The following is a 24,020-nucleotide window of genomic DNA, read 5'->3' as shown; positions in this document are numbered from 1 at the left end:
TGACCACGAGCCCCGGCGAGGGATGCCCGCCGGGGCTCGTCGAGCTAGTCACACCCTGGCACAGCCGTGCCGGGTCGAACTAGAACGCAGGTCACTTCTCCGGTTCGGATTCCCCCTTGCCCTCGACGGGCGCGGCGTGCTTGTGGGTGAGGGTCTTGCCGGTGAAGGACAGGTGCCCCTCCAGCCGCATCTGCTCGGAGACGTGCGGGTAGTGCAGCTCGAACGCCGGGCGCTCGGAGCGGATCCGGGGCAGCTCGGTGAAGTTGTGCCGCGGCGGCGGGCACGAGGTCGCCCACTCCAGCGAGTTGCCGTAGCCCCACGGGTCGTCCACCGAGACGACCTCGCCGTAGCGGTAGCTCTTGAACACGTTGTAGAGGAACGGCAGCATCGACGCGCCGAGCAGGAACGCACCCGCCGTGGAGATCGTGTTCAGCAGGGTGAACCCGTCGGACTCCAGGTAGTCGGCGTAGCGCCGCGGCATCCCCTCGTTGCCCAGCCAGTGCTGCACCAGGAACGTGGCGTGGAAGCCGAAGAAGGTCAGCCAGAAGTGCAGCTTGCCGAGCCGCTCGTCCATCATCCGGCCGGTCATCTTCGGGAACCAGAAGTAGATCCCGGCGAAGGTCGCGAACACGATCGTGCCGTAGAGCACGTAGTGGAAGTGCGCCACCACGAAGTAGGTGTCCGACACGTGGAAGTCCACCGGCGGCATCGCCAGCAGCACGCCGGTCAGACCGCCGAAGAGGAAGGTGACCAGGAAGCCGATGCTGAAGATCATCGGCGTCTCGAAGGTCAGCTGGCCCTTCCACATGGTGCCGATCCAGTTGAAGAACTTCACACCGGTCGGGATCGCGATGAGGAACGTGGTGAACGCGAAGAACGGCAGCAGCACCGCGCCGGTCGCGTACATGTGGTGCGCCCAGACGACCACGGACAGGGCCGCGATGCCCAGCGTCGCGTAGACCAGACCGGTGTAGCCGAACAGCGGCTTGCGGCTGAACACCGGGAAGATCTCCGAGACGATGCCGAAGAACGGCAGCGCCACGATGTAGACCTCGGGGTGGCCGAAGAACCAGAACAGGTGCTGCCAGAGGATCACGCCGCCGTTGGCCGGGTCGAAGACGTGGGCACCGAGGTGGCGGTCGGCCAGCAGGCCGAGCAGCGCGGCGGTCAGGATCGGGAACGCCATCAGCACCAGGACGCTGGTGACCAGGATGTTCCAGGTGAAGATCGGCATCCGGAACATCGTCATGCCGGGAGCGCGCAGGCAGACCACGGTGGTCAGCATGTTGACGCCGCCGAGGATGGTGCCGAGACCGGAGACGACCAGACCGCTGATCCACATGTCGGCGCCGTGGCCGGGCGAGTGCAGCGCATCGGACAGCGGGGTGTAGGCGAACCAGCCGAAGTCGGCGGCACCACCGGGCAGCAGGAACCCGCTGACCACCATCAGCCCGCCGAACAGGTACAGCCAGTACGAGAAGGCGTTGAGCCGCGGGAACGCGACGTCCGGCGACCCGATCTGCAGCGGCAGGATGTAGTTCGCGAAGCCGAACAGGATCGGCGTCGCGTACAGCAGCAGCATGATCGTGCCGTGCATCGTGAAGAGCTGGTTGTACTGCTCCTGGGACAGGAACTGCATCCCGGGCACGGCCAGCTCGCCCCGGATCAGCATCGCCATCAAGCCGCCGACCAGGAAGAAGGCCATCGACGTGACGAGGTAGAGGATGCCGATTTGCTTGTGATCCGTGGTGCGGAGCATCCGCGCCAGGAAAGATCCCTTGACCGTTTTGCGCACCGGATAGGGGCGCGTGGCGATCGGCTGTGGCGCGACGGCCGTCACGGTGCCTCCTGCACTGATCCCTCGAGAATGCCTGCCGGGTCCGGCCAGCGAACCCGCCCGGCCCGGGTGGACCGGATGCCCGCCCGACCGGCGGTCCGCAGCGGAGCTGCAGAGCCGACCGGCCGCGTTGCGTGCCGTCTGCGGATACTAGACCGACCTCGCGACCGACCTTCCGGCGGGCCGTAGCCACCCTATTCATCACCGGCGGCGAGGTCACCAGGGGTGAGATCAACGCGACAGGGCGTGCGGCGGGCGTACTTCCGCCGCGTGGTTCGCCCGGACCTGTCCGATGTCGCTCGCAGGTTCCGGCGGCCGGGCGGTTAGCCTACTGGGCAAGAGGTCCGGCAGTTCTGCGATCAGCCCGATCCCGGGACCGCTCTGGGACGACGACCACCAGTGGAGGGGAAGCGCGTGCGGAGGAGCACGATCATCGGCGCGGTGCTGGCAGGCGGTCTCGCACTCGCGGGCTGCTCACCGAACGAGGTTGACAGCGAGATGCCCCCGGCCCCCGGGACTCCGCCGCCGTCGGCGGCCCAGCAGCTCCCGATCCCGGTCGAGTCGCCGGAGGAGTTCACCGCGACCGACCGCGAGTTCGCCCAGGACCTCCGCAACGTCCAGCAGCAGATGGTCGAGCTGTCGCTGCTGGCCGAGCGGAACGCCCAGAGCGCGGAGCTCAAGCAGGTCGCGGGCCGGACGCACCAGGCCGCGGGATCCCGCGTCTCCGCGCTCAACGCCTGGCTCACCACGGTCGCCAGCCAGCAGTCCGGCAGCGCCCCCGAGGAAGAGGGCACGCCGCCCGCCGGCACCGAGGGCGTGCTGCCGGAGCAGCAGGTCCAGCAGCTCCAGAGCACCAACGGCGCCGCCTTCGACCAGCAGTGGAAGCAGGCGATGCTGACCCTGCAGACGAACTCCTTCCAGCTCGCGCAGGCGGAGCTCGACGAAGGCACCTCCGACCAGATGCGCACCTTGGCGCAGGAGCTGGTGGGCCAGCAGCAAGGAACAATCGCAGACCTCAACGCTTTGCCTTGAGTTTTGTGTCCGCGCTCGCTCTGCGTAGCGGTGCGGGTGGCGGAACCTCAGCGGCCTTCTCGCTCCGGGCGCCCTTCTTGATGTATTCCGATACACGGCATCAGGGCGTCCTCGCGAGAAGGCCGCTGAGAACCCGCGGCGGTGCAAGTTGCGAGCGTGGGGTAAGGCGGAAGCGGCTGGCGCCGCTTGCCTGGCGGTGGCTGGGTTTAGCGCGTGCGCGTGGCACTTCGCCTTTGCTTTCGGGTGAGGTGCTTGCGCTGCTGCTTTGTGGTTGTGGTCAGGGTTTGCGGCCCACTCCTGCGTAGACCCCGGAGCGTTCCGCTTCCTCGTTCTGGGAGGGGTCCTCGTCCGGGCGCCACTGCGCGGTGAAGACCACGCCGGGGTCGAGGAGGTCGTACCCGGCGAAGAAGCGGGCGCACTCCGCCCGGTCGCGGACGATGAACCGGTTGGACACCCCGCGCGCGTAGTGCCGCACCAGCGCGGCGATGTCCGGCCGGTTGTCCAGGGTGCCGTGCGAAACGGCCAGGTAGGAACCGGGCGCGGTGGCGTCCCGGTAGCGCGCGACCAGCCCGTACGGGTCGTCCTCGTCGGGGACGAGGTGCAGCGCGGCGCAGAACAGCACGGCGATCGGCTCGTCGAAGTCCAGCACCGAGCGCACCTCGGGATGGCCGAGCACCTCGTCCGGGCGGGTGAAGTCGGCGCGCACCGCGACGACCCCGTCGACGTCGCCGACCAGCATCCGGGAGTGCTCCACCGCGACCGGCTCGTTGTCCACGTAGGCGACGCGGGCGCGCGGCGCGGTGCGGCGGGCGATCTCGTGCACGTGGCCCGCGGTGGGGATGCCGGAGCCGAGGTCGAGGAACTGCTCGCAGCCGAGCCCGGCCAGCTCCCGCACGGCGCGTTGCAGGAAGGCCCGGTTGCGCCGGGCCAGCTCCCGGGTCGCCGGGAACATCGCGATCGCCTTCTCCGCGAACCGCCGGTCGACCTGGAAGTTGTGCGCCCCGCCCAGGTAGTAGTCGTAGACCCGGGCGACGTTCGGGGTGTCCAGGTCGATACCGCTGCCGCAAGCCCAACCGCTCATGTTCCTGATCATCACCCATCCCGGTTCCCCGCGGAGATCGTTCCGGGAACTCTTCCGCAACGGCCCGGCACAACCTACTATCAGTAGCCTACTGCCGAGTAGGAACTGCCGAGGGAGTGCTCATGCCGAAGCTGGCCGGCAAGGTCGTCCTGATCACCGGAGCCGCGCGCGGGATCGGCGCGCAGACCGCCCGGGTGCTGGCCCGGCGCGGCGCCAAGCTCGCCCTGGTCGGCCTCGAACCGGCCGACCTGGCGGCGGTGGCCGCCGAACTCGGTGACGAGCACTTCTGGGCCGAGGCCGACGTCACCGACCCCGAGTCGATCCAGGCCGCGGTGGACCGCGCCGTCGAGCACTTCGGGCGGCTCGACGTGCTCATCGCCAACGCGGGGGTGGCGCCGCTGGGCACCGTGCGCAGCACCGATCCGCGCGCCTTCGTCAAGACCGTCGACGTCAACGTCAACGGCGTCTTCCACACCGCGCGCGCCGCGCTGCCGCACCTGATCGAGCGCCGGGGCTACGTCCTGGTGGTGTCGTCGCTGTCGGCCTTCGCCCCGATCGGCGGCATGGCCGCCTACACCGCGAGCAAGGCGGGGGCCGAAGCGCTGGCCAGCGCGCTGCACTCGGAGGTGATGCACCTCGGCGTCGCGGTCGGCAGCGCGCACCCGTCGTGGATCGACACGGACATGGTCCGCGACGTCGAGGCCGACCTGGGCAGCTTCGCCGCGATGCGCGAGCGGCTGCCGTGGCCGATGCGGGCCACCACCAGCGTCGGCGAGTGCGCCACCGCCTTCGCCGACGCCGTCGAACGGCGGTCCCGCCGGGTCTACGTGCCCAAGCCGATCGTCCTGATGCACTGGCTGCGCAACCTGCCCGCCTCGCGGCTGGTGGAGCGGCTGATGCTGCCGACGACCCGGCGGCTCGTCCCGCGGATGGAGCAGGAGGCCGCCGCGCTCGGGCGGTCGTTCAGCGAGCGCAACCAGAAGCTCCAGGGCTGAGCGGCCACGCTCAGGGTCGGTGCGCGGCGGCGGCGCGCTCCCGCTCCACCCGCTCGATCACCGCCCACGCGGTGTGCCGGTCGTCGCGCCGGGACGCCCCGTGGGCGGCGACCGCGGGCACCCGCCAGGGCGGGCGGACCAGGAGACCGCCGAGCGCGGCGCCCGCGGTGTTGAGCACCACGTCGTCCACCGAGGCCACCCGCCCGCTCACCGCGAGGAATTGCACGAGCTCGATCCCGCACGCGGCGACCAGTCCGCCGAAGGCGACCGAGGCGGCGCGGTCCGGCCAGCCCAGCCGCATCGGGACGAGCATTCCCAACGGCATCAGCAGCACGAGGTTGCCCGCCAATTGCAACCACGGCAGGGAATCACCCGATGGCGCCGCCAACGCCACCGAGAAGTCGGTACCGATCTCCGGCCGGAAACGTTCCGCGGACGGACGCTGCGGGGTGAACACGAGAAATCCGACAGCGAGGGCGGAAAAGCACAGGAGCGCGTCCAGCACCGCTTCCCGGGCCGCGGCCACCGACCCGGACCAGCGCCGCACCACCTGCGAGAACGCCCCGACCAGCAGAGCCACCACCAGCGGGACCACGATGGCCGGGACGAGGCCGTCGAAGGACGCGAAGATCTGCTCCATGTTCGCCGCACTTCCCCCGGCCGGCAGGCCGGCGTCGAGCGAACACCGGAAATGACACTCCGCTGTGGATTCCCGATGCGGTCACATCCGAACGTAACGAGTCACGCCGTCGAATCCCCCGCGCTGGCGGGAAAACGCCATTCGCACTCGAACGGTCTCACGAATTGCGAAGTTCCACGCAAAATCGCGATGAACGCGGATGAATTCCCCGCGAACGCCCACCGCCCACAGTGGACTTCCCGGGCGGGCGGAGCGGAGGCGGCGCGTCCGGCTCCGGCAGGGCGATGGCGCCCGTCATGCCCGCGTTCACCTCCGGTCGACCATCGGGGGATTCCGCCCCACGAGTACCCGCCCCCACGCCACCACCGACTATGACGATGATCACCGAGAACAACGATCCGGTCGCGCCGCCCCGCGGCACTGAACACCCGGCCCGGCCACCGCCAGGTCAGCGGCGAAGCCGCTTCCGCCCGGGCACGCACCACCAGCGACCACCGTCAGGCAAGCGGCGGGAGCCGCTTCCGCACTACCCCACCTAAGCCACCCGCACCGCCACGCAAAGCGACCCTCACCGGCGGAACAGCCAGCGCAGCGGGTCGTAGCGGCGGTCCGCCACCCGCTCCTTGAGCGGGATCAGGGCGTTGTCGGTGATCTGGATGTGCTCGGGGCAGACCTCGGTGCAGCACCGGGTGATGTTGCACTGGCCGAGGCCGTGGTCGCCGCGCGCCTGCTCGGGGCGGTCCTCGGCGGTGTCGAGCGGGTGCATCTCCAGTTCGGCGACGCGCATCAGGAAGCGGGGGCCGGAGAAGGACTCCTTGTTCGCCTCGTGGTCCCGGATGACGTGGCAGGTGTCCTGGCACAGGAAGCACTCGATGCACTTGCGGAACTCCTGCGAGCGCGCCACGTCGACCTGCTGCATCCGGTACTCGCCCGGGCCGAGGTCGGCGGGCGGCTGGAAGGCGGGCACCTCGCGGGCCTTGACGTAGTTGTAGGAGACGTCGCAGACCAGGTCCTTGAGCACCGGGAAGGTGCGCATCGGGGTGACGGTGATGGTCTCGTCCTCGGCGAAGGTGGACATCCGCGTCATGCACAGCAGCTTCGGCCGCCCGTTGACCTCGGCGGAGCACGACCCGCACTTGCCCGCCTTGCAGTTCCACCGCACCGCCAGGTCGGGGCACTGGGTGGCCTGGAGGCGGTGCAGGATGTCGAGCACCACCTCGCCCTCGTTGACCTCCGCGGTGAAGTCGCGCAGCTCGCCGCCCTCGGCCGAACCGCGCCACACCCGGAAGCGCGCCTGGTATCCCATCGGTCCTCCTGCGGTTTCAGCTCGCGGGCAGCTCGTCCTCGGCGAGGTACTTGCGGAGTTCCTCCAGCTCGAACAGCGCCAGCAGGTCGGCGCGGATCGGCTGCTGCTCCCGCTCGGTGACCTCGACGCCGCTCCCGGTGTCCCGGCACACCAGCAGGGAGCGGCGCCAGCGCGGTTCCATCGACGGGTGGTCGTCGCGGGTGTGCCCGCCCCGGCTCTCGGTGCGCAGCAGCGCCGCGCGGGCCACGCACTCGCTGACCAGCAGCATGTTGCGCAGGTCCAGGGCGAGGTGCCAGCCCGGGTTGAACTGGCGGTTGCCCTCCACCGACAGCCGTTCGGCGCGCCGCCCGAGGTCGCCGAGCCGGTCCAGCGCGTCGTCCATCTCGTCGGCCTTGCGGATGATGCCGACCAGGTCGTTCATCACCTGCTGGAGCTCGGCGTGCAGGCCGTAGGGGTTGGCGCCGCCCTCGATGCCGAACGGCGCCTCGGCGCGGCGCGCGGCGGCGGTCACCTCGGCGTCGTCGACCTCCGGCCGGGCGGCCAGCCCGCCGAGGTAGTCGGCCGCGCCGAGCCCGGCCCGGCGGCCGAAGACCAGCAGGTCCGACAGGGAGTTGCCGCCGAGCCGGTTGGACCCGTGCATCCCGCCCGCGACCTCCCCGGCGGCGAACAGGCCGGGCACCGAGGCCGCGGCGGTGTCCGGGTCGACCTCCACCCCGCCCATCACGTAGTGGCAGGTCGGCCCGACCTCCATCGGTTCGGCGGTGATGTCGACGTCGGCCAGCTCGCGGAACTGGTGGTGCATCGAGGGCAGCCGCCGGGTGATCTCGTCCGCGGAGAGCCGGCTCGACACGTCGAGGAACACCCCGCCGTGCTCACCGCCGCGGCCTTCCTTGACCTCGTTGTTGATCGCGCGGGCGACCTCGTCGCGGGGCAGCAGCTCCGGCGGTCTGCGGTTGGCGTCCGGGTCGGCGTACCAGCGGTCGGCCTCGGCCTCGTCGTCGGCGTAGTTGTCCTTGAACACCTCGGGGATGTAGTCGAACATGAACCGGCTGCCCTCGGCGTTGCGCAGCACCCCGCCGTCGCCGCGCACCGACTCGGTGACCAGGATGCCCTTCACGCTCGGCGGCCAGACCATCCCGGTCGGGTGGAACTGGACGAACTCCATGTTGATCAGCGACGCCCCGGCCCGCAGCGCCAGCGCGTGCCCGTCCCCGGTGTACTCCCAGGAGTTCGAGGTGACCTTGAACGACTTGCCGATGCCGCCGGTGGCCAGCACCACCACCGGGGCGCGGAACAGCACGAACCGCCCGCTCTCCCGCCAGTAGCCGAACGCCCCGGAGATGGCCCCGTCGCTGGTCATCAGCTCGGTGACGGTGCACTCCTGGAACACCCGCAGCCCGGACTCGGGGTCGCCGGTGCGCGCCTGGTCGTCCTGCTGGAGGGCGACCACCTGCTGCTGGAGGGTGCGGATGAGCTCCAGCCCGGTGCGGTCGCCGACGTGCGCGAGCCTCGGGTACTCGTGGCCGCCGAAGTTGCGCTGGCTGATCCGCCCGTCGGGGGTCCGGTCGAACAGCGCCCCGTAGGTCTCCAGCTCCCACACCCGCAGCGGCGCCTCCTTGGCGTGCAGCTCGGCCATCCGCCAGTTGTTCAGGAACTTCCCGCCGCGCATGGTGTCCCGGAAGTGGACCTGCCAGTCGTCCCGCGAGTTCACGTTGCCCATCGAGGCCGCGATGCCGCCCTCGGCCATCACCGTGTGCGCCTTGCCGAACAGCGATTTGCACACCACGGCGGTGCGCAGCCCGCGCGACCGGGTCTCGATGGCGGCGCGCAGCCCCGCGCCGCCGGCTCCGATCACCACGACGTCGTAGTCGTGCCGCTCGATGTCCACGCTCACTCCTCGCTAGCGGTCTTGCGGGTGGCCGCGCCGCTCAATTGATCAGCCTCGGGTCCGGGAAGGCTCCGCTGGCCACCAGCAACACGTAGAGGTCCACCAGGGCCACCGAGATCAGCGACGCCCAGGCCAGCTGGGCGTGCCTGCCGTTGAGCCAGGTCGCCTTCGTCCACAGCCAGTACCGCACCGGGTGCCGGGAGAAGTGGTTGATCCGGCCGCCGACGAGGTGGCGGCACGAGTGGCAGGACAGCGTGTAGGCCCACAGCAGCGCGGCGTTGACGACCAGCAGCACCGTGCCCAGCCCGATGCCGAACCCGCCGTCGGCGCCGCGGAACGCGATCACCGCGTCGTAGGTGAGCACCGCGGCGACCGGCAGCGCCGCGTAGAAGAAGTAGCGGTGGGAGTTCTGCAGCAGCAGCGGGAAGCGCGTCTCGCCGGTGTAGCGGCGGCGCGGCTCGGGCACCGCGCAGGCCGGCGGCGACGCCCAGAACGACCGGTAGTAGGCCTTCCGGTAGTAGTAGCAGGTCAGCCGGAAGCCCAGCACGAACGGCAGCACGAACGTCGGCGGCGGGATCCACGGACCGAGGTCCGGGAACGGCTGGCCCCAGTGGCTCGATCCCGGCACGCAGGCCGCGCTCAGGCACGGCGAGAAGAACGGGGCGAGGTAGTGGTGCTCGGGCACCCAGTACCACTGGTTGAGGAAGACGCGGACCACGCCGTAGACGACGAACGCGGTCAGCGCGAGGAAGGTGGCCAGCGGCGGCAGCCACCAGCGATCGGTGCGCAAGGTGCGCGCGACGACGCGCGCTCGGCCGGCGGGAGGTGCGGACATTCAAGACCTCGATGTCGTGCGGTGTCCTGTTCACCTGCGCTGCCCATTGTGGAACGGCGGCACGGCCCGCAGGTAGCCCACCAACCGGGTCAAACCCGCCGCGCCGTTGCGCCGAACGAGTTGCCGAGTTCCCCGGAACGCGCTATTGCCTCCGGCCGCCGATGCCTTCGTCGTCGGCGTCGCGCCACAGCTCCGGGTCGTACGGGGTGTCGGGCACGAGCACGACGTCCTCGGCGGCGGCCTCGGCGCTGCGCCGGGGCACCGGCATCGCGGCGGACAGGTCGGCGAGGTCGATGTCGAACCGGTCCAGGTCGTTGCTGAGCCGCCGCACGCCGGGGACGTCGCCGTAGCGGGTCCGCAGCGCGCCGACGCCGCTGCGGAGCTGGTTCAGGGTCCGGCGCAGTTCGGCCAGGTCCTGCGTCGAAGGCATGGGCACCACCTCTCACCCGGGACGCGAGCCGGTTCCGCCCGCCCCCTCGACTGTGCCGCCCGCACCGCGATGTGACAAGGGTCACTGGAACGATCGTGAGCGCGATTCGCCCGTTCGGCGGTCGCCGCCCGGCGGCACCGGACCCACCCGAGCAGCGGCGTCCGGCCGCGGCGACGTGCTCGCGCGCGCACCACCGGACGGTCCACAGTGGTCCCGTCGCGTCCCGGTCGGCGCGTTCTCCGCGCCGTGCCGCGGATCGCCCCGCTGCCGGGCCGAGAAGCGTTGCACCCGGCGAGTCCGCTGCCCTAGTCTCCGCTCCGGGAAGCCGCGCGACCGCCTTCCCCGACGGCGCCCGCCTCCGACGCGAGGGCAGCGTCCGGGACGTCCACCGCGCACCGGCCGGTCGGCCGCACCGAGGAGGAAAATGGTGTCGCTGCGAGAAGTCCTGACATCCGGCGAGCCGACCATCGGGGGCTGGTGCTCGCTGCCGAGCGCGTTCAGCGCCGAGCTGATGGGCCGGTCCGGCTTCGACTGGGTCTGCGTCGACACCCAGCACGGGTTGATCGGCTACGACCAGCTCGTGCCGATGCTCCAGGCCCTCGCCGCCACCGGCACGCCCGCGCTGGTCCGGGTGCCGTGGAACCAGCCGGACCACATCATGAAGGCCCTCGACGCGGGCGCCCAGGGCATCATCGTGCCGATGGTCAACGACGCCGAGGACGCCCGGCGGGCCGTGCGCGCGGCGAAGTACCCGCCGCTGGGCACCCGGAGCTGGGGCCCGATCCGCGCCGCCCTCGACGTGCCGGACTACAGCCCCGCCCGCGGCGACGAGCGCACCGTGCTGGCCGCCATGATCGAGACCCCGGACGGCGTGGCCAACCGCGACGCCATCCTGGCCACCCCCGGGATCGACGCCTGCTACGTCGGACCGTCGGACCTGGCGCTGGGGCACGGGATGACCCCGACCCTGGACGTGGTCGACGGCGCGCACGCCGAGCTCGTCGGCGCGATCCTGGAGAGCTGCCGCGAGCACGGCGTGCTCCCGGGCATCCACTGCGACGGCGTCGAGGGCGCGCGGCGCTGGCGGGAGGCGGGGTTCCGGATGACCACGCTGGCCTCGGACGCCGCGCTGGTGCGGCGGACGGCGACCGAGTGGGTCGACCGGTTGCGCGGCGGCCGGGAGGAGGCGGTGGGCCCGGACTCCTACGCCTGACGGACCGGACGGATCCGCCGGTGGCCGCGAGGACCCGGCCACCTTTACTCGGCCGCGCTTCCCGCGTAAGAACTAGATCGAGGGAAGCCGATCAATCGCCCACCGATACTGCGTTGACTGCGAGGAAGCATTGAGCATTCTCGGCACACGGGTCGAACGACGCGAAGACCCGCGCCTTCTCACCGTCGGCGGCATCTACGGTGACGACCTGCGGGAACCGGCGCTGGACGGCGCCCTGCACGTCACCTTCGTCCGCAGCCCGATGGCCCACGCCCGGATCACCGCCATCGACACCGAGCAGGCCGCCGCGGCACCGGGCGTGGTCGCCGTCGTCACCGGTGCCGACGTGGACCTGCCGCCGTTCGCCCCGGACGCCGGGATCAGCGGGATGCCCCCGGCCGCGATGGGCCGTCCGCACCTGGCCACCGACGTGGTCCGCTACGTCGGCGAGGCGGTCGCCGCGGTGCTGACCGAGACCCCCGCCCAGGGCGAGGACGCGGCCGAACTGGTCGAGGTGGACTACGACCCGCTGGACGCGGTGGTCGACGTGGGCGAGGCGCTGCGCGACGAGAACCTGGTCTTCCCCGACGCGGGCACCAACCTGGTCGGCGCCACCGAGGAAGCGGGCGACGCGCTGTTCGAGGGCTGCGAGGTCGTGGTCCGCCGCGAGATCGAGAACCAGCGGGTCGCCCCGGTGCCGCTGGAAGGCCGCGCCGCCGCCTGCGCCTGGGACGGCGACAAGGCGACCTTCTGGCTGTCCAACCAGAACGCGCAGGCCTGCCGGGACGCCCTGATGGCGAACATGGGCCTGTCCCAGGAGCAGGTCCGGGTGATCACGCCCGACGTCGGTGGCGGGTTCGGCGCCAAGATCGGCGTGGAGTCCGAGGCGGCGCTGCTGGCGTGGCTGGCCAAGCGGGTCGGCCGTCCGACGCGCTGGTCGGAGAACCGCGGCGAGAACCTGATCGGCATGACCCACGGCCGCGCCCAGCGGCAGGTCGTCACCATCGGCGGCGGGCGGGACGGCACCATCCAGGCGTACCGGCTGGAGATCGTCCAGGACGTCGGCGCCTACCCGAGGATGGGCGCGTTCCTGCCCTTCTTCACCAAGATGATGGCCAGCGGCGTCTACGACATCCCGGCGGTGGAGTGCAGCGCGAAGGCCGTGGTCACCAACACCACGCCGATCGGCGCCTACCGGGGCGCGGGACGACCGGAGGCCACCGCGGCGATCGAGCGCGCCGTGGACCTGTTCGCCGCCGAGATCGGCGCCGACCCGGCCGAGGTCCGCCGCGCGAACCTGATCAAGCCGGAGCAGTTCCCGTACCGCACGCCGGGCGGGCTGGTCTACGACACCGGCGAGTACATCGCGGCGCTGGACGCGGTGCTGGACTCCGCCGACTACCGCGCGCTGCGCGCCGAGCAGGCCGCCCGCCGGGAATCCGGCGCGGTCAAGCAGCTCGGGCTCGGGCTGGCCTGCTACGTCGAGATCACCGCGCCGAACAACACCGAGGGCGAGACCGGGCACGTCGAGATCCGGCCGGACGGCAGCGCGCTGGTGCTCACCGGCAGCTCCCCGCACGGCCAGGGGCACTGGACCTCCTACGCGATGCTGGTGTCCGAGCGGCTCGGCATCGACCTGGACCGCATCGAGGTGGTGCACGGCGACACCGACCGCATCCCGGACGGCGTCGGCACGATGGGGTCGCGCTCGTTGCAGCTCGGCGGGTCGGCGGTGCACCGCGCCGCGCAGGACGTGTGGGAGAAGGGCCGCAAGCTGGCCGCCGAGATGATCGAGATCGACGAGGCCGACCTGGAGATCAGCGACGGCCGTTGGGCGGTGCGCGGCACCCCGGGCGTGTCGGTGTCCTGGGCGGAGCTGGCCGAGCGCGCCGGCGCCGAGGGGCTGGCCGCCGACGTCCACTTCACCGAGGACAGCCCGTCGTTCCCGTTCGGCACCCACCTCGCGGTGGTGGAGGTCGACGTCGAGACCGGCAAGGTCGACTACCTGCGGCACATCACCGTCGACGACGCCGGGCGCATCCTCAACCCGGTGCTCACCGAGGGGCAGCGGCACGGCGGCATCGCGCAGGGCGCCGCGCAGGCCCTGCTGGAGGAAGCGGGCTACGACGCCGACGGCAACCCGCTCAACGCCAACCTCGCCGACTACGCGATCATCACCGCGGCGGAGCTGCCGTCCTTCGAGCTGCTCACCATGGAAACACCCACCGACCTCAACCCCTTGGGCGCCAAGGGGATCGGCGAGGCGGGCACGATCGGGTCGACGCCCGCGGTGCAGAACGCGGTCGTGGACGCGCTGTCCCACCTCGGAATCCGGCACGTCGACATGCCCACCACGCCCCAGCGGGTGTGGGCCGCGATCAACCAGGCTTGAGGAGCGTTGCAGTGCACGTCAAGATCAACGTCAACGGCGAGCAGCAGAGCCACGAGGTCGAGGACCGCACCCTGCTCGTGCACTACGTCCGGGAGAACTGCGGCCTCACCGGCACCAACGTCGGCTGCGACACCACCTCGTGCGGCGCCTGCACGGTGCTGCTCGACGGCGAGTCGGTGAAGTCCTGCACGGTGCTGGCCGCGCAGGCCGACGGCCGCTCGGTCACCACCATCGAGGGCCTGGCCGACGGCGAGGAGCTGCACCCGATGCAGCGCGCCTTCCAGCAGCACCACGGCCTGCAGTGCGGGTTCTGCACGCCGGGCATGGTGCTGGCCTCGGTGTCGCTGGTGGCGGAGAACCCCACCCCGACCGAGGCCGAGATCCGGTCCGGCCTGGAGGGCAACCTCTGCCGCTGCACCGGTTACCACAACATCGTCGAAGCCGTGCGCGCCGCGGCCGAGGAGAAGTCCGGAGCCGTCGAATGATCCCCGCCGCGTTCACCTACCGCAAGGCCGCGACCGTCGAGGAGGCGCTCGGCCTGCTCGCCGAGCACGGCGACGACGCCAAGCTGCTGGCGGGCGGGCATTCCCTGCTGCCGCTGATGAAGCTGCGGCTGGCCGTGCCCGAGGTGCTCGTCGACGTCGGCGGCATCACCGCGCTGTCGCACATCACCGACGACGGCGAGCGGGTCCGGATCGGGGCGCTGGCCCGGCACCACGACGTGGCGACCTCCGAGCTGCTGACCGCCGAGATCCCGCTGCTCGCGCACGCCGCGGGCACCATCGGCGACCCGCAGATCCGGCACCGGGGCACCGTCGGCGGTTCGGTCGCGCACGGCGACCCGGCCTCGGACCTGCCCGCCGTGCTGCTCGCCCTGGACGCGGTGTTCGTCCTGCAGGGCCCCTCGGGCACCCGCGAGGTGGCGGCGACGGAGTTCTTCACCGACTTCTTCGAGACCGCGCTCGGCGAGGACGAGCTGCTGATCGAGATCGCGGTGACCAAGACCCGGGGCCAGGGCTGGGACTTCCAGAAGTTCACCCGGCGGGCGATCGACTGGGCGATGGTCGGCGTGGCGGTCGCGGGCGACCGGGTGGCGCTGATCAACATGGCGTCGACACCGGTGCGGGCGCGCGGCGTCGAGGAGGCCCTGGCCGGTGGCGCGTCCGCCGCCGAGGCCGCCGAGCGCGCCGCCGACGGCACCTCCCCGCCGGACGAGCCGGGCGCCAGCGCCGAGTACCGCCGCCACCTGGCGAAGGTCCTCACCCGCCGGGCCCTGGAAGCGGCCACCACCCGAGCCACCTGACCCGTCCGGCGCCCTACCCGTCCGGGTGATCGGCACCCAGGTGAGGGGCACCCTTGTCCCAGTTACTCGGTCAAGGGTGCCCCTCACTCACCGGGGACGGAGGGCGCGGGCCACTGCGAGGTGGAGGAGGCCGCCGAGGAGCCAGATCGGGCCCCACAGCCAGACGTAGTGGACGTGGTTCGGCCCGGCCTCGACGCCCGGGAGCGCGCCCGCCACCACCAAGGCGTTGCCGACCGTCTCGTAGAGCCCGTACAGGGTGAGCACGACCCCGACGCCGAGGGCGATGCCGCGCGCGGCCGGGCGCGGGCCGGGAACGCGCCGCACCGCGACGAGCGCGACCACGCCGAGCACCACCTTGATCGCGGCGGCGGCGAGGTTCACCGGACCGATGCCCATCGCGTCCTCCACCGGGTGCAACCCGGTCCGGCCGCCGAGGGCCCAGAACACGTTCAGCCCGGCGAACCCGAACGCCCACACCGCCGTCGCCCAGCCCGGCCACCTCCGCACCACGTTCCGCTCCCTCCGCCGCTCCCGACCGATGGTGCCAGCGCGGCGCCGGATCAGCCCTGCACCGGATCAGCTCAGCACCGGATCAGGCCTGCGCCGGATCAGGCCAGGGCGGCGGTGAGCAGCTCCTCGCCCAGCTCCGGGGTGGCCGCGACGACGCCGGACCACCGCCGGTGCAGGTCCGGGTCGATCTCCAGCGCCCGGCCGTGCAGGTCCAGCACCACCCCGCCCGAGGCGGGCAGCATGACCAGCGCGGCGGCGAGGTCCACGATCCGGTGGGTGTCGGAACCGGCGTCGAGGAACGCGTCGGTGGAGCCCTCCGCGACCAGCGCCGCCTCCAGGCAGCTCGTGGACAGGATGCGGATCCGGCCCGCCCGGCGGCTGATCCGCCACCACGGCTCGGCGTTGCGCTCGTGCGGGCGCAGCAGGCTCACCGCCGCGCCGTCGAGCTCGCGGCGCCCGGTGGTGCGGTAGCCGGTCGGCCGACCCGCCACCGCGTGCCAGCAGCGCCCGGTGTCCAGCCAGCAGGTCAGGGCTTCGACCGGGACGCCGTCGACGGCCAGCGTCCCGGCGAAGGCCGACAGCGGCACCCCGGCGGCGGCGTTGGCGGTGCCGTCCACCGGATCGGCCACCAGCGTCGTGGCCGAACCCCGGTCGACGAAGCCGATCTCCTCGCTGAGCAGGTTCACCCGGTGCTCCTCGGCGACCTCCGCGATGGCGGCCTCGACCAGCAGGTCCAGCCGCATCGAGGCGGTGCCGTCGGCGCCGGTGCGCCCGGTCTCGGCGAGCCGGGCGCGGGTGAACTCCGCGCGCGCCCGCCGGAACGCCGCCGAGGCGGCCTTCGCCGCCCCGGCCAGCACCGGGTGCGCCTCGCTCGGCACCACCGGGTCGGGGGTGGGCCAGCCGATCAGGCTCATCGGTTCCCCCCGTTCAGCACGGAGCGCACCACCGGCCAGTCCGGACCCGGCTCGACCAGGGCGAGGTCGGCGCGCAGCCCCTCGGCCAGGCGACCCCGGTCGGTGAGCCCGGCGACCTCGGCGGGTCCGGTGGTGACCAGGCCCAGCGCCGCGGGCAGCCCGACGTCCCCGGCCAGCGCGAACGCGGCGGCCAGCAGCCCGGAGGGCAGGTAGTCCGAGGCCAGCGCGGTGACCAGGCCGCGGGCGACCAGCTCGCGGGCCGAGACGTTGCCGGAGTGCGAGCTGCCGCGCAGCGCGTTCGGCGCCCCGGCCACCACCGGCAGCCCGTGCTCCCGCGCGGCCTCGGCGGCGGCGACCGTGGTCGGGAACTCCGCGACCGCACCGCCCCGGGTGCACAGCGCCGCGACCTCCTCGGCCGACTCCGGGTCGTGCCCGAGCAACCGGATCCGCCCGGCGCGGGCCAGCCCGCCGAGCCAGCCGAGGTTGGCCTCCCGCACGTCGAGGCGGCTCGCCCGCTCGGCGGTGAGGTCGGTGACGTGCTGCCGGGCCTGCTCCGGCGACATGCCGTCGGCGCCGATCAGGTACTCCGCCATCTTCTCCGGGTCGGCGTACTGGCCGATGCCCGGCGTGTGGTCCTCGTGCGAGACCAGCGCGACGCCGTCGGCCCCGTCGAGCTCGGCGGCCAGCGCCTCCGCCCCCGCGTCGGACCGGACGTCCAGCCGGTACAGCACCCGGTGGTCCACGACGGAGCCGTCCCGCTGCCCCACCGCCGCGCACAGGTCGTGGGCGTTGCGCACCGACCGGTCACCGACGCCGCGGGCGTTGCCGTTCTGGAACGACGCGCCGTGGAAGGTGGTGGTGACCGCCGCCGCCCGCAGCTTGCCCTCCAGCGACAGCAGCGCGAAGTCCCACGGCAGCTCCGCCGACGGGCGCGGGGCGCGTTCCCGCTCCAGCGCGTCGCTGTGCACGTCGACCAGCCCGGGCAGGCAGAGCAGGCCGCCACCGTCCACATCGCACCCGGTGGCCGCCGGGTGCGGGCCGATCTCTGCGATCCGCCCGCCGCGCACCACGATCCGCGCGTCGTCGAGCAGCCGGTCGGGCAGCACCGCCCGGACGTGCCCGAGCACGTAGTCCCGCGGCGTGGCGGCCAGCGACCAGCCGGTGACCTGTTCCGTCGCGCTGCTCATGCCGCCGCCCCCAGCACCTCGGCGGGCGATCCCGCCCGCACGATCCGTCCCCCGGACATCTCGACGACCCGGGTCGCCAGCCGCCGCATGGCGTCGAGGTCGTGGAACACCGCCAGCACCGCGACGCCCTGCCCGCGCAGCGAGCCGATCAGCTCCAGGGCGCGTTCCCGGTTGGCCGGGTCCAGCGCCGAGACCGGTTCGTCGAGCAGCAGCAGGCGCGGCGGCCGGACGGTGCCCGCGGCGAGGTTCACCCGCTGCCGCTCCCCGCCGGAGAGCACGCCGCAGTCCACGTCCCACAGCGCCTCGTCGAGCCCGAGGCGGTGCAGCGCGTCGCCGGCGGCCTCGCGGGCCTCGGCGCGGTCCAGCCCGCGGCGGCGGGCCGCGGTGGCCACCACCTCCAGCGGACCGGTGCGCGGCGGGGCGGCGAGGAACTGCGAGACGTAGCCGAGCGCCCGCCCGCGCAGCCGGGCCAGCGCCCGGTCCGGCAGCGCGGTGAGCTCCACCGGGCCGCCGTCGGCGTGCAGCACCACGCTGCCCGCGTCCGGCAGGTAGCTGCGCTGGACGCAGCGCAGCAGGCTGGACTTGCCCGCCCCGCTGGGGCCGGCGACGGCGACGTGCTCGCCCGCCGCCACGTCGAGGTCCACGCCGTGCAGCGAGACCGAGGTCCGGCCGTCGATGGTGTGCAGCGTGAAGGACTTGCGCAGACCGCGCACGGTCAGCACCGGGTCGTCGGGGATCACCGGGTTCACCTCCGGGCCGCGGCCACGAGCCGCTGGGTGTAGGGGTGGTGCGGGTCGGCGAAGAGCTGGTCGGTCAGCCCCTGCTCGACGACCCGGCCGAGCTGCATGACGAGGCTGCGGTCGGTCAGCGCCTCGATCACCGCGAAATCGTGGCTGACCACCACCGCGGCGATGTCGCGTTCGGCGAGCAGCCCGCGCAGCAGGTCCAGCACCCCGGCGGCGACGGAGGCGTCGAGGCCGGTGGTGGGCTCGTCGAGCAGCAGCACCGGCGGTTCGGTGGCCAGCGCCTTGGCGATCTGCACCCGCTGGCGCATCCCGCCGGAGAAGGTGGCGACCGGATCGTCCATCCTGGACAGCGGGACCTCGACCCGGTCGAGCAGTTCGGCGGCGCGCTCCCGGATCGCCCGGAACCCGCGCCAGCCCGCGGCGGTGAGCCGCTCGGCGACGTTGCCGCCCGCGGTGACCCGCAGGTCCAGCCCGGCCGAGGGGTCCTGGTAGACGACCGACATGGTGTCCACCCGCAGCTTGCGCCGCCGCGCCCGGTCCAGGCCGAGCACGTCGGTGCCCCCGCCGTCGACCGCCGCCAGCCGGACCGCGCCGCCGGTCGGGGCGTCGTCGCCGATGACGCAGCGCAGCACCGTGGACTTGCCGGAACCGGACTCGCCGATCAGGCCGAGGGCCTCCCCGGGCGCGACGTCGAAGGACACGTCCCAGGCGGCGACCACCGCGCCGGTGCCGGGACTGACCGCGGTGCCGTGCTCGGGTCCGGTGCCGGGCACCGCCGCCGCTCCGCCGGGCCCGTGCACCTTGCCGATGCCGTCCACCCGCAGCGTCCACTCCGGACCGTCCGGGTCGTGCGGCGGCGGGGCGGTGACCGGTCGCTCCCGCACCGCCACCGGGCCGGGGCGCGGGGCGCGGGCCGCGTGCGCCTCGACGTCGGCGTCCCCGGCGGTCACCCGGGTGCACCAGTCGGAGTCGCTGCACACATAGCCGCCGTCGCCGCCCTCGACCAGGAAGCTGTGCTCGCCGCCGCAGTAGGAGCACCGGGCGCCCGGCACCCGCTCCACCTCGAACGGCACGTCGTCGAAGGTCAGCGGCACCACGTCGGTGTGCGGCGGGATCGCGTAGAGGCGCTTCTCCCGGCCCGCGCCGTAGAGGTTGAGGTGCGCGCACCGGTCCAGCTTCGGCACGTCCCAGCGCGGCACCGGGCTGGTCGCCACCACGTAGCGCCCGTCGACCAGCACCGGGTAGCCGGTGGACTTGGTGATGACGCCGTTGCGGACCAGGTCCTCGTAGAGGCTCACCCACATCGCCGAGTAGTCGCCCTCGGCGTGCATCCGGTCGCACTCGGCGACCGACTTCTGCACGCCGCGCAGCGGTTCGGGCACCGGTACCTGGTAGACCAGCACCTGCCCGGGTCCGAGCGGTTCCTCCGGGATGCGGTGGCGGGTCTGGATCACGGTGGCGTTGCGGGTGTCGGTGTCGGCACCGCAGCCGGTGGTGCCGGCGATCATCCGCCGCAGGTTGACCGCGTTGACGCCGCCGTCGTCGCCCTGGTCGATCACCTTCACCACGTCCTGCTCGCCGATCACCGCGAGGGTGACCTGGAGTCCGCCGGAACCCCAGCCGCGGGCCACCGGCATCTCCCGGGAACCGAACGGCACCTGGTAGCCGGGCACGCAGACGGCGGTCAGCGCGGCGCGCCGGATCTCGCGCTTGGCGCCCTCGTCGAGCAGGCCGCCGTCCAGCGCGGTCTCGCCGGCGAGTTCCCGGACCGCGAGCGCGTCGGATGTCGTGGTCATCGGCATTCCTCTCCGAACGGTTCCGGTGCCCGCTCGGCCGCGTCTGCGGCCTGCCGGGTCGCGGTCTTGCGGTCCACCATCGACCGGAACGTCACGTAGTGCGGCAGCTTGAGGTGTTCGAGGAAGCCACCGGAATCGAGGCCGTCGGTGGTCAGCAGCAGGAGCTGCTCCAGCGCGCTGCCGGACCCGGTGCGCCGCCAGGCGATGTCCAGGTTGGCCATCGCGATGGCCTTGCGCTCGTTGTGCCCGAAGCACAGGCCGTAGCCGACGTCGAACTTGGTGCGGTCCTCGTCGGCGCCGTCGAGGTCCTCGATGCCCTCGGCCTCGGTCACCCGGATCCGCCCGATCTCCACCGGCCGTCCGGTGTGCGGGTGGGTGATGGACAGCCCGATCCGGCCGTGCCGGGTGTCGCCGAGGGTGATCTCGTGGACGTCGCCGTCGGGCCCGAGGATCGACCGGTACCAGAGCCCGACCAGGGCGCCGGTCTCGGCGCGCGCCATGCTGGCCAGGATCGCCGAGCGCGGCGCCGGGGTCCGGGGCGCCCGGCGGGTGATGTCGAACGGCTCCGGGTCGTCCTGCCCCGAACCGTCGGGATCCGGGTGCTGCACGACCAGGTCGAGCTCGGCCAGCAGCCGGTAGAAGCGGCGCGGGTGGCGCTGCTCGTCGGTGCGCGGCTGCGGCTGCCCGGCCTCGGCGGGCACCGGCGCCGGGCGCTCCCGGGGGCGCTCCAGCAGCCGACCGGTGTAGTCGGTGGTGCGGCCGAGCAGCTGCGGACCGCCCGGGGTGCGGTGGGCCGGGACGATCCGGCGCAGCACCACCATCCGGTCCGGGTCGACGGGTTCGGTCACGGCCAGCTTGGGCAGCGTGGAGCGGTGCGCGCGGACCAGGTGCGCGGCCTCCAGCACGTCGCCCTCGGCCTGCCGGAACGCGTCGGCGGCGATGCCTTCGTCGTAGAGCCCGGCCTCGCCCATGATGCGGTCGACGGCGAGCCGGAAGCGCTGCGCGATCTGCTCGGTCCCGGCCCACTCCACCGGCGCGTCGTCGCGGCGGCGGCGGACCAGCCGTTCGGCGGCGAGGATGGCGTCCATCCCGCCTCGGACACCGGAATACCCCATCAGGCACCTCCTTCGATCCGGGTCGAGCGCGGCAATCCGAGCACCGCGCCCGACCGGGTCACCAGCAGCAGGTCGCGTCCGGCCGGGAAGTCGGCCGCCGCGCGCCGCCGCTCGGCGAAGTCCGCGGGCAGCCCGGCGATCCGGACCTCCCGCGACCCGTCGACCCCGGGGCCGCTCAGCCGCAGCGCCGGGCCGTCGTCGAACCCGTCCGCGGCCAGGGCGACCAGCGCCCCCCGCTCCGGCGCGGCGGCGGATCCGACCGGCAACCCGGACAGGTCCGGCTCGTCCAGCGCCGCCAGCGCGGCCCGCTCACGCTCGACCAGCGGGGCCCCGGTGACCGCGCGCACCGGGTCGGCCCACTCCGACCGCGCCACGTGCACCGGGGTCTCCAGGCCGGACAGCGCCAGCACCGGCAGCAGCACCGCCGGGAAGGGCGTCTCGGGCAGCCGGGTCACCTCGCCGGGCCGGGACAGCGCGTCCAGCACGGCGCGGAAGACGAGCTGGTTCTGCCGTGGCGCCAGCGCCACGACCGGGCTCGCGGTCATCACAGCTCCTCGAATTCGACGATCGTGGGGGCCAGTTCGGCCCACTCCGCCTCCTCGGCGGCGCGGTGCCGGTCCGCCACCCGCAGGCACAGCTCCTCGACCTCGGCGGCCAGCGCGGCATCGGCCTCGGCGGCGGCGTCGAGGAGCGCGGCGGCCAGCGTCGCGGGCCGGTCGTCGCCCAGCCGCATCGCCCACCCCCGCGCGCCGCGCAGCTCGACCTCGGCGCGGCAGGCGAGCACGTCGCCGAGCAGGAACCGCTCCCGCACCACCGGCTCCCTGACCTGCACCGACACGCAGCCGACCTCGGGGGCGCGCAGCACCGAGGGCGGTTCGGCGCCGGCGAGGCACCGGTCCGCGAGGTCGATGACCTCGTCGGGTTCGGCGACTGCGAGCAACGCGGTGCGCTCTTCCCTGTTCACGTGACCTCCGGGGAGAAGTAGGGCCCGTCCATCTCGACGACGATCCGGGCGGAATCGGGACGCGACCAGGAGTGGCTGGACAGCAGCGGGACACCGGAATCGACGTCCCGGCTGAGGCTCTCGACGAGCCACACCGGTCGGCAGGACTCGGTGCCCAGGCCCGCGGCGACCGCCGCGTCGGGCAACGCGTAGCTGACCCGGCACCAGGCGCGCACCGGCCGGACCCCGCTCATCTGGCGCAGGATCGAGTCGACCGACTCCACGGCGTGCACCGCGAGGTCCACGTCGGCGAGCACGTCGGCCGGGATCCACTCGTTGGACCACCCGCTGAGCAGCTCGTCGATGTAGTACTGGCGGACCAGCAGCGTCGCGGGGCTGCCGGGCGGGCGTTCCAGCCGTTCGGCCGCGTCATCGGGCAGCGGGGCCCGCCGCACGTCGCGGACCAGCGACCTCGGCTCGGCGCCCGCCTCGCGCACCGTCTGGTGCCAGGAGGGCGCGCGGCGTTGCGAGATCGCGTAATCGATGCGGCGGTTGACGAAGGTGCCCGCGCCGCGCACCCGCCGCACCAGCAGCCGGCTCTCCAGCTCCTGCACCGCGGCGCGGGCCGCCGCCCGGCCGACGCCGAAGCGCTCGGCGATCTCGTGCTCGCTGGCGATGCGGGTGCCCGCGGGCAGGGCCGCGAGCTCGGTCGCGAGCTCGTCGGCTATCTCCAGGTACCGGCTTCTGACCACGTACGACAGCGTGGCCCGGAGCCTTGTCCGGACAACTTCAGCCGGACCAACGCCCCGGGCCCCGGAGGTGAACAGCGCAGCAGCTTGTCACCGGTTCGACACCCGCACCGCTGCGCCAGGTGAGTCAGGCACCCCCCTCAGCCGCCGGTGCACTGCTCGTCCCTGGTGACCGCGCAGACGTCGCGGACGCTGTTGAAGGTCGCGTCGTCGACGGGCGTGAAGCCCCAGTAGCCGCTGATCTGGCACTCGCCCTCGCAGTAGCCGTGCTGCCGCAGGTAGTCGGCGTTGGCGTCCCGGAACCCGTCGGTGAGGGCCTGCTTCACCGCCGGGTCGAGGTCGTCGGAGATCGCCGCGGGCGAGCCCGGGATCATCTCCGACTTCCACACCACGCGCAGGTCACCGGGCTTGATGGCGCCCTTGGCGGGCAGCAGTTCGTTGATCATGGTGTCGGTGGCGAACCCGGCGTCGCACTGGCCGCTGGCCACCCCGAGCGCGGAGGCGTCGTGCCCACCGGCCATCACGGCCTGCACGTCGCGGTCCGCGTTCACCCCCGCTTCGGCCAGCCCGGCCTTCGGGTAGAGGTAGCCGGAGGTGGAGTTCGGGTCGACGAAGCACACCGTCCCGCCCTTGAGGTCCGCGAGGCTCCGGATCGGCGAGTCCTCGGGCACCACCCCGAAGGACTGGTAGCCCGGTGGCTTGCCCTTGCCCTCGGTCTGGGCGCCGACCGGGGTGATCGACACCCCGTTGTTGCGCGCCACCACGTAGGACAGCGGTCCGTACATCGCGATGTCGATCTTGCCGCTGCGCTGGCCCTCGATGACCGCCGCGTAGTCGGTCGCCTTCTCCATCCGGATCTGCTTGCCGGTCCGGTCCTCCAGCATCCGGATCAGCGGCTCGAAGTCCTGCTCCAGGCTCGTGGACTCCTCGGACGGGATGGAGGCGAACACCAGTTCACCCGAATCGCCCGCGCCACCCTGGGTCGCGGCACTGGGGCCGCACCCGGTCAGCAGCGCCAGCGGCAGCACGGCACCGGCGAGCAGTCGGGCTCGCCGTGGAACGTCGAACATGCCTGGTCCTCCCTTGGGTGTCGGCGCCAGCCTGAACA

23 protein-coding genes are annotated in these 24,020 nt (G+C 72.8%); 6 read left to right on the top strand and 17 right to left on the bottom strand.

The genetic code is table 11. The features are described from left to right. Positions 1-91: 91 nt before the first annotated feature. Complete coding sequence (ctaD, locus tag ACQP0T_RS05575; protein WP_433871610.1) at positions 92-1,840, bottom strand: aa3-type cytochrome oxidase subunit I; 1,749 nt, start codon at positions 1,838-1,840, stop codon at positions 92-94. Positions 1,841-2,335: 495 nt separating this feature from the next. Here ctaD and ACQP0T_RS05570 point away from each other — a divergent pair, with 495 nt between their 5' ends. Further along, the gene (locus ACQP0T_RS05570) at positions 2,336-2,869 is read left to right on the top strand and encodes a DUF305 domain-containing protein (RefSeq protein ID WP_433871609.1); all 534 of its coding nucleotides are present in this window, start codon (positions 2,336-2,338) and stop codon (positions 2,867-2,869) included. A gap of 277 nt (positions 2,870-3,146) precedes the next feature. Here ACQP0T_RS05570 and ACQP0T_RS05565 read toward each other — a convergent pair whose 3' ends face one another. Further along, positions 3,147-3,950: an SAM-dependent methyltransferase gene (locus tag ACQP0T_RS05565; RefSeq protein ID WP_433871608.1), complete on the bottom strand. Its 804-nt coding sequence runs from the start codon at positions 3,948-3,950 to the stop codon at positions 3,147-3,149. Positions 3,951-4,072: 122 nt separating this feature from the next. Between ACQP0T_RS05565 and ACQP0T_RS05560 the strand changes: the two genes are divergently transcribed. Further along, a complete protein-coding gene (locus ACQP0T_RS05560; protein ID WP_433871607.1) occupies positions 4,073-4,945 on the top strand; it encodes an SDR family oxidoreductase in 873 nt (290 codons plus the stop codon). Between the two features lie 10 nt (positions 4,946-4,955). Here ACQP0T_RS05560 and ACQP0T_RS05555 read toward each other — a convergent pair whose 3' ends face one another. From ACQP0T_RS05555 to ACQP0T_RS05535, 5 genes are all read right to left on the bottom strand, one after another. Then, positions 4,956-5,585 carry a VanZ family protein gene (locus tag ACQP0T_RS05555; protein ID WP_433871606.1) on the bottom strand — a complete coding sequence of 210 codons (630 nt, stop codon included), beginning with the start codon at positions 5,583-5,585 and terminating at the stop codon, positions 4,956-4,958. A 568-nt stretch (positions 5,586-6,153) separates the two neighbouring features. Then, positions 6,154-6,891: a succinate dehydrogenase/fumarate reductase iron-sulfur subunit gene (locus tag ACQP0T_RS05550; RefSeq protein WP_433871605.1), complete on the bottom strand. Its 738-nt coding sequence runs from the start codon at positions 6,889-6,891 to the stop codon at positions 6,154-6,156. A 16-nt stretch (positions 6,892-6,907) separates the two neighbouring features. After that, positions 6,908-8,785 (bottom strand): fumarate reductase/succinate dehydrogenase flavoprotein subunit, encoded by a 1,878-nt coding sequence (locus tag ACQP0T_RS05545; RefSeq protein WP_433871604.1) that lies wholly within the window; start codon positions 8,783-8,785, stop codon positions 6,908-6,910. A 34-nt stretch (positions 8,786-8,819) separates the two neighbouring features. Beyond that, a complete protein-coding gene (locus ACQP0T_RS05540) occupies positions 8,820-9,614 on the bottom strand; it encodes a hypothetical protein (RefSeq protein WP_433871603.1) in 795 nt (264 codons plus the stop codon). 142 nt (positions 9,615-9,756) lie between these two features. After that, a complete protein-coding gene (locus ACQP0T_RS05535; RefSeq protein WP_433871602.1) occupies positions 9,757-10,044 on the bottom strand; it encodes a hypothetical protein in 288 nt (95 codons plus the stop codon). Positions 10,045-10,468: 424 nt separating this feature from the next. Here ACQP0T_RS05535 and ACQP0T_RS05530 point away from each other — a divergent pair, with 424 nt between their 5' ends. The 4 genes from ACQP0T_RS05530 (at position 10,469) to ACQP0T_RS05515 (ending at position 14,952) form a co-directional block, all read left to right on the top strand. Beyond that, a complete protein-coding gene (locus tag ACQP0T_RS05530; RefSeq protein WP_433871601.1) occupies positions 10,469-11,257 on the top strand; it encodes an HpcH/HpaI aldolase family protein in 789 nt (262 codons plus the stop codon). 130 nt (positions 11,258-11,387) lie between these two features. After that, positions 11,388-13,649, top strand: coding sequence for a xanthine dehydrogenase family protein molybdopterin-binding subunit (locus ACQP0T_RS05525; protein WP_433871600.1), 2,262 nt, complete (start codon positions 11,388-11,390; stop codon positions 13,647-13,649). An 11-nt stretch (positions 13,650-13,660) separates the two neighbouring features. Next, on the top strand, positions 13,661-14,134 hold the full coding sequence (locus ACQP0T_RS05520; RefSeq protein ID WP_433871599.1) for a (2Fe-2S)-binding protein: 474 nt from the start codon (positions 13,661-13,663) through the stop codon (positions 14,132-14,134). After that, entirely contained in the window at positions 14,131-14,952 is an 822-nt protein-coding gene (locus ACQP0T_RS05515; protein ID WP_433871598.1) for an FAD binding domain-containing protein, read from the top strand. The genes ACQP0T_RS05520 and ACQP0T_RS05515 overlap by 4 nt, the downstream gene beginning before the upstream one ends. A gap of 87 nt (positions 14,953-15,039) precedes the next feature. Here ACQP0T_RS05515 and ACQP0T_RS05510 read toward each other — a convergent pair whose 3' ends face one another. The 10 genes from ACQP0T_RS05510 to ACQP0T_RS05465 all read right to left on the bottom strand — a co-directional run bounded on the left by ACQP0T_RS05510 (position 15,040) and on the right by ACQP0T_RS05465 (position 23,982). Beyond that, positions 15,040-15,462: a DUF3995 domain-containing protein gene (locus tag ACQP0T_RS05510; protein ID WP_433871597.1), complete on the bottom strand. Its 423-nt coding sequence runs from the start codon at positions 15,460-15,462 to the stop codon at positions 15,040-15,042. 98 nt (positions 15,463-15,560) lie between these two features. Further along, complete coding sequence (locus ACQP0T_RS05505) at positions 15,561-16,376, bottom strand: inositol monophosphatase family protein (protein WP_433871596.1); 816 nt, start codon at positions 16,374-16,376, stop codon at positions 15,561-15,563. Continuing rightward, positions 16,373-17,563 (bottom strand): alpha-D-ribose 1-methylphosphonate 5-triphosphate diphosphatase, encoded by a 1,191-nt coding sequence (locus tag ACQP0T_RS05500; RefSeq protein WP_433871595.1) that lies wholly within the window; start codon positions 17,561-17,563, stop codon positions 16,373-16,375. The genes ACQP0T_RS05505 and ACQP0T_RS05500 overlap by 4 nt, the downstream gene beginning before the upstream one ends. Then, positions 17,560-18,303 (bottom strand): phosphonate C-P lyase system protein PhnL, encoded by a 744-nt coding sequence (locus ACQP0T_RS05495; RefSeq protein WP_433871594.1) that lies wholly within the window; start codon positions 18,301-18,303, stop codon positions 17,560-17,562. The genes ACQP0T_RS05500 and ACQP0T_RS05495 overlap by 4 nt, the downstream gene beginning before the upstream one ends. Positions 18,304-18,308: 5 nt before the next feature. Further along, positions 18,309-20,105: an alpha-D-ribose 1-methylphosphonate 5-phosphate C-P-lyase PhnJ gene (locus ACQP0T_RS05490; protein ID WP_433871593.1), complete on the bottom strand. Its 1,797-nt coding sequence runs from the start codon at positions 20,103-20,105 to the stop codon at positions 18,309-18,311. Beyond that, complete coding sequence (locus ACQP0T_RS05485) at positions 20,102-21,220, bottom strand: carbon-phosphorus lyase complex subunit PhnI (protein ID WP_433871592.1); 1,119 nt, start codon at positions 21,218-21,220, stop codon at positions 20,102-20,104. Before ACQP0T_RS05485 ends, ACQP0T_RS05490 begins: the two co-directional genes overlap by 4 nt. Continuing rightward, positions 21,220-21,765 (bottom strand): phosphonate C-P lyase system protein PhnH, encoded by a 546-nt coding sequence (gene phnH / locus ACQP0T_RS05480; RefSeq protein ID WP_433871591.1) that lies wholly within the window; start codon positions 21,763-21,765, stop codon positions 21,220-21,222. The genes ACQP0T_RS05485 and phnH overlap by 1 nt, the downstream gene beginning before the upstream one ends. Further along, positions 21,765-22,184: a phosphonate C-P lyase system protein PhnG gene (locus ACQP0T_RS05475; RefSeq protein ID WP_433871590.1), complete on the bottom strand. Its 420-nt coding sequence runs from the start codon at positions 22,182-22,184 to the stop codon at positions 21,765-21,767. Before ACQP0T_RS05475 ends, phnH begins: the two co-directional genes overlap by 1 nt. Further along, positions 22,181-22,915 (bottom strand): GntR family transcriptional regulator, encoded by a 735-nt coding sequence (locus tag ACQP0T_RS05470; protein WP_433871589.1) that lies wholly within the window; start codon positions 22,913-22,915, stop codon positions 22,181-22,183. The genes ACQP0T_RS05475 and ACQP0T_RS05470 overlap by 4 nt, the downstream gene beginning before the upstream one ends. Positions 22,916-23,052: 137 nt before the next feature. Then, positions 23,053-23,982: a phosphate/phosphite/phosphonate ABC transporter substrate-binding protein gene (locus ACQP0T_RS05465; RefSeq protein ID WP_433871588.1), complete on the bottom strand. Its 930-nt coding sequence runs from the start codon at positions 23,980-23,982 to the stop codon at positions 23,053-23,055. Positions 23,983-24,020: the final 38 nt, after the last annotated feature.

It is taken from the genome of Saccharopolyspora sp. CA-218241 (assembly GCF_050954615.1).
Classification (GTDB): Bacteria; Actinomycetota; Actinomycetes; order Mycobacteriales; family Pseudonocardiaceae; genus Saccharopolyspora; species Saccharopolyspora cebuensis.
Note: the sequence above shows the minus strand (reverse complement) of the source record. Positions and strands in the feature narration are given on the sequence as shown.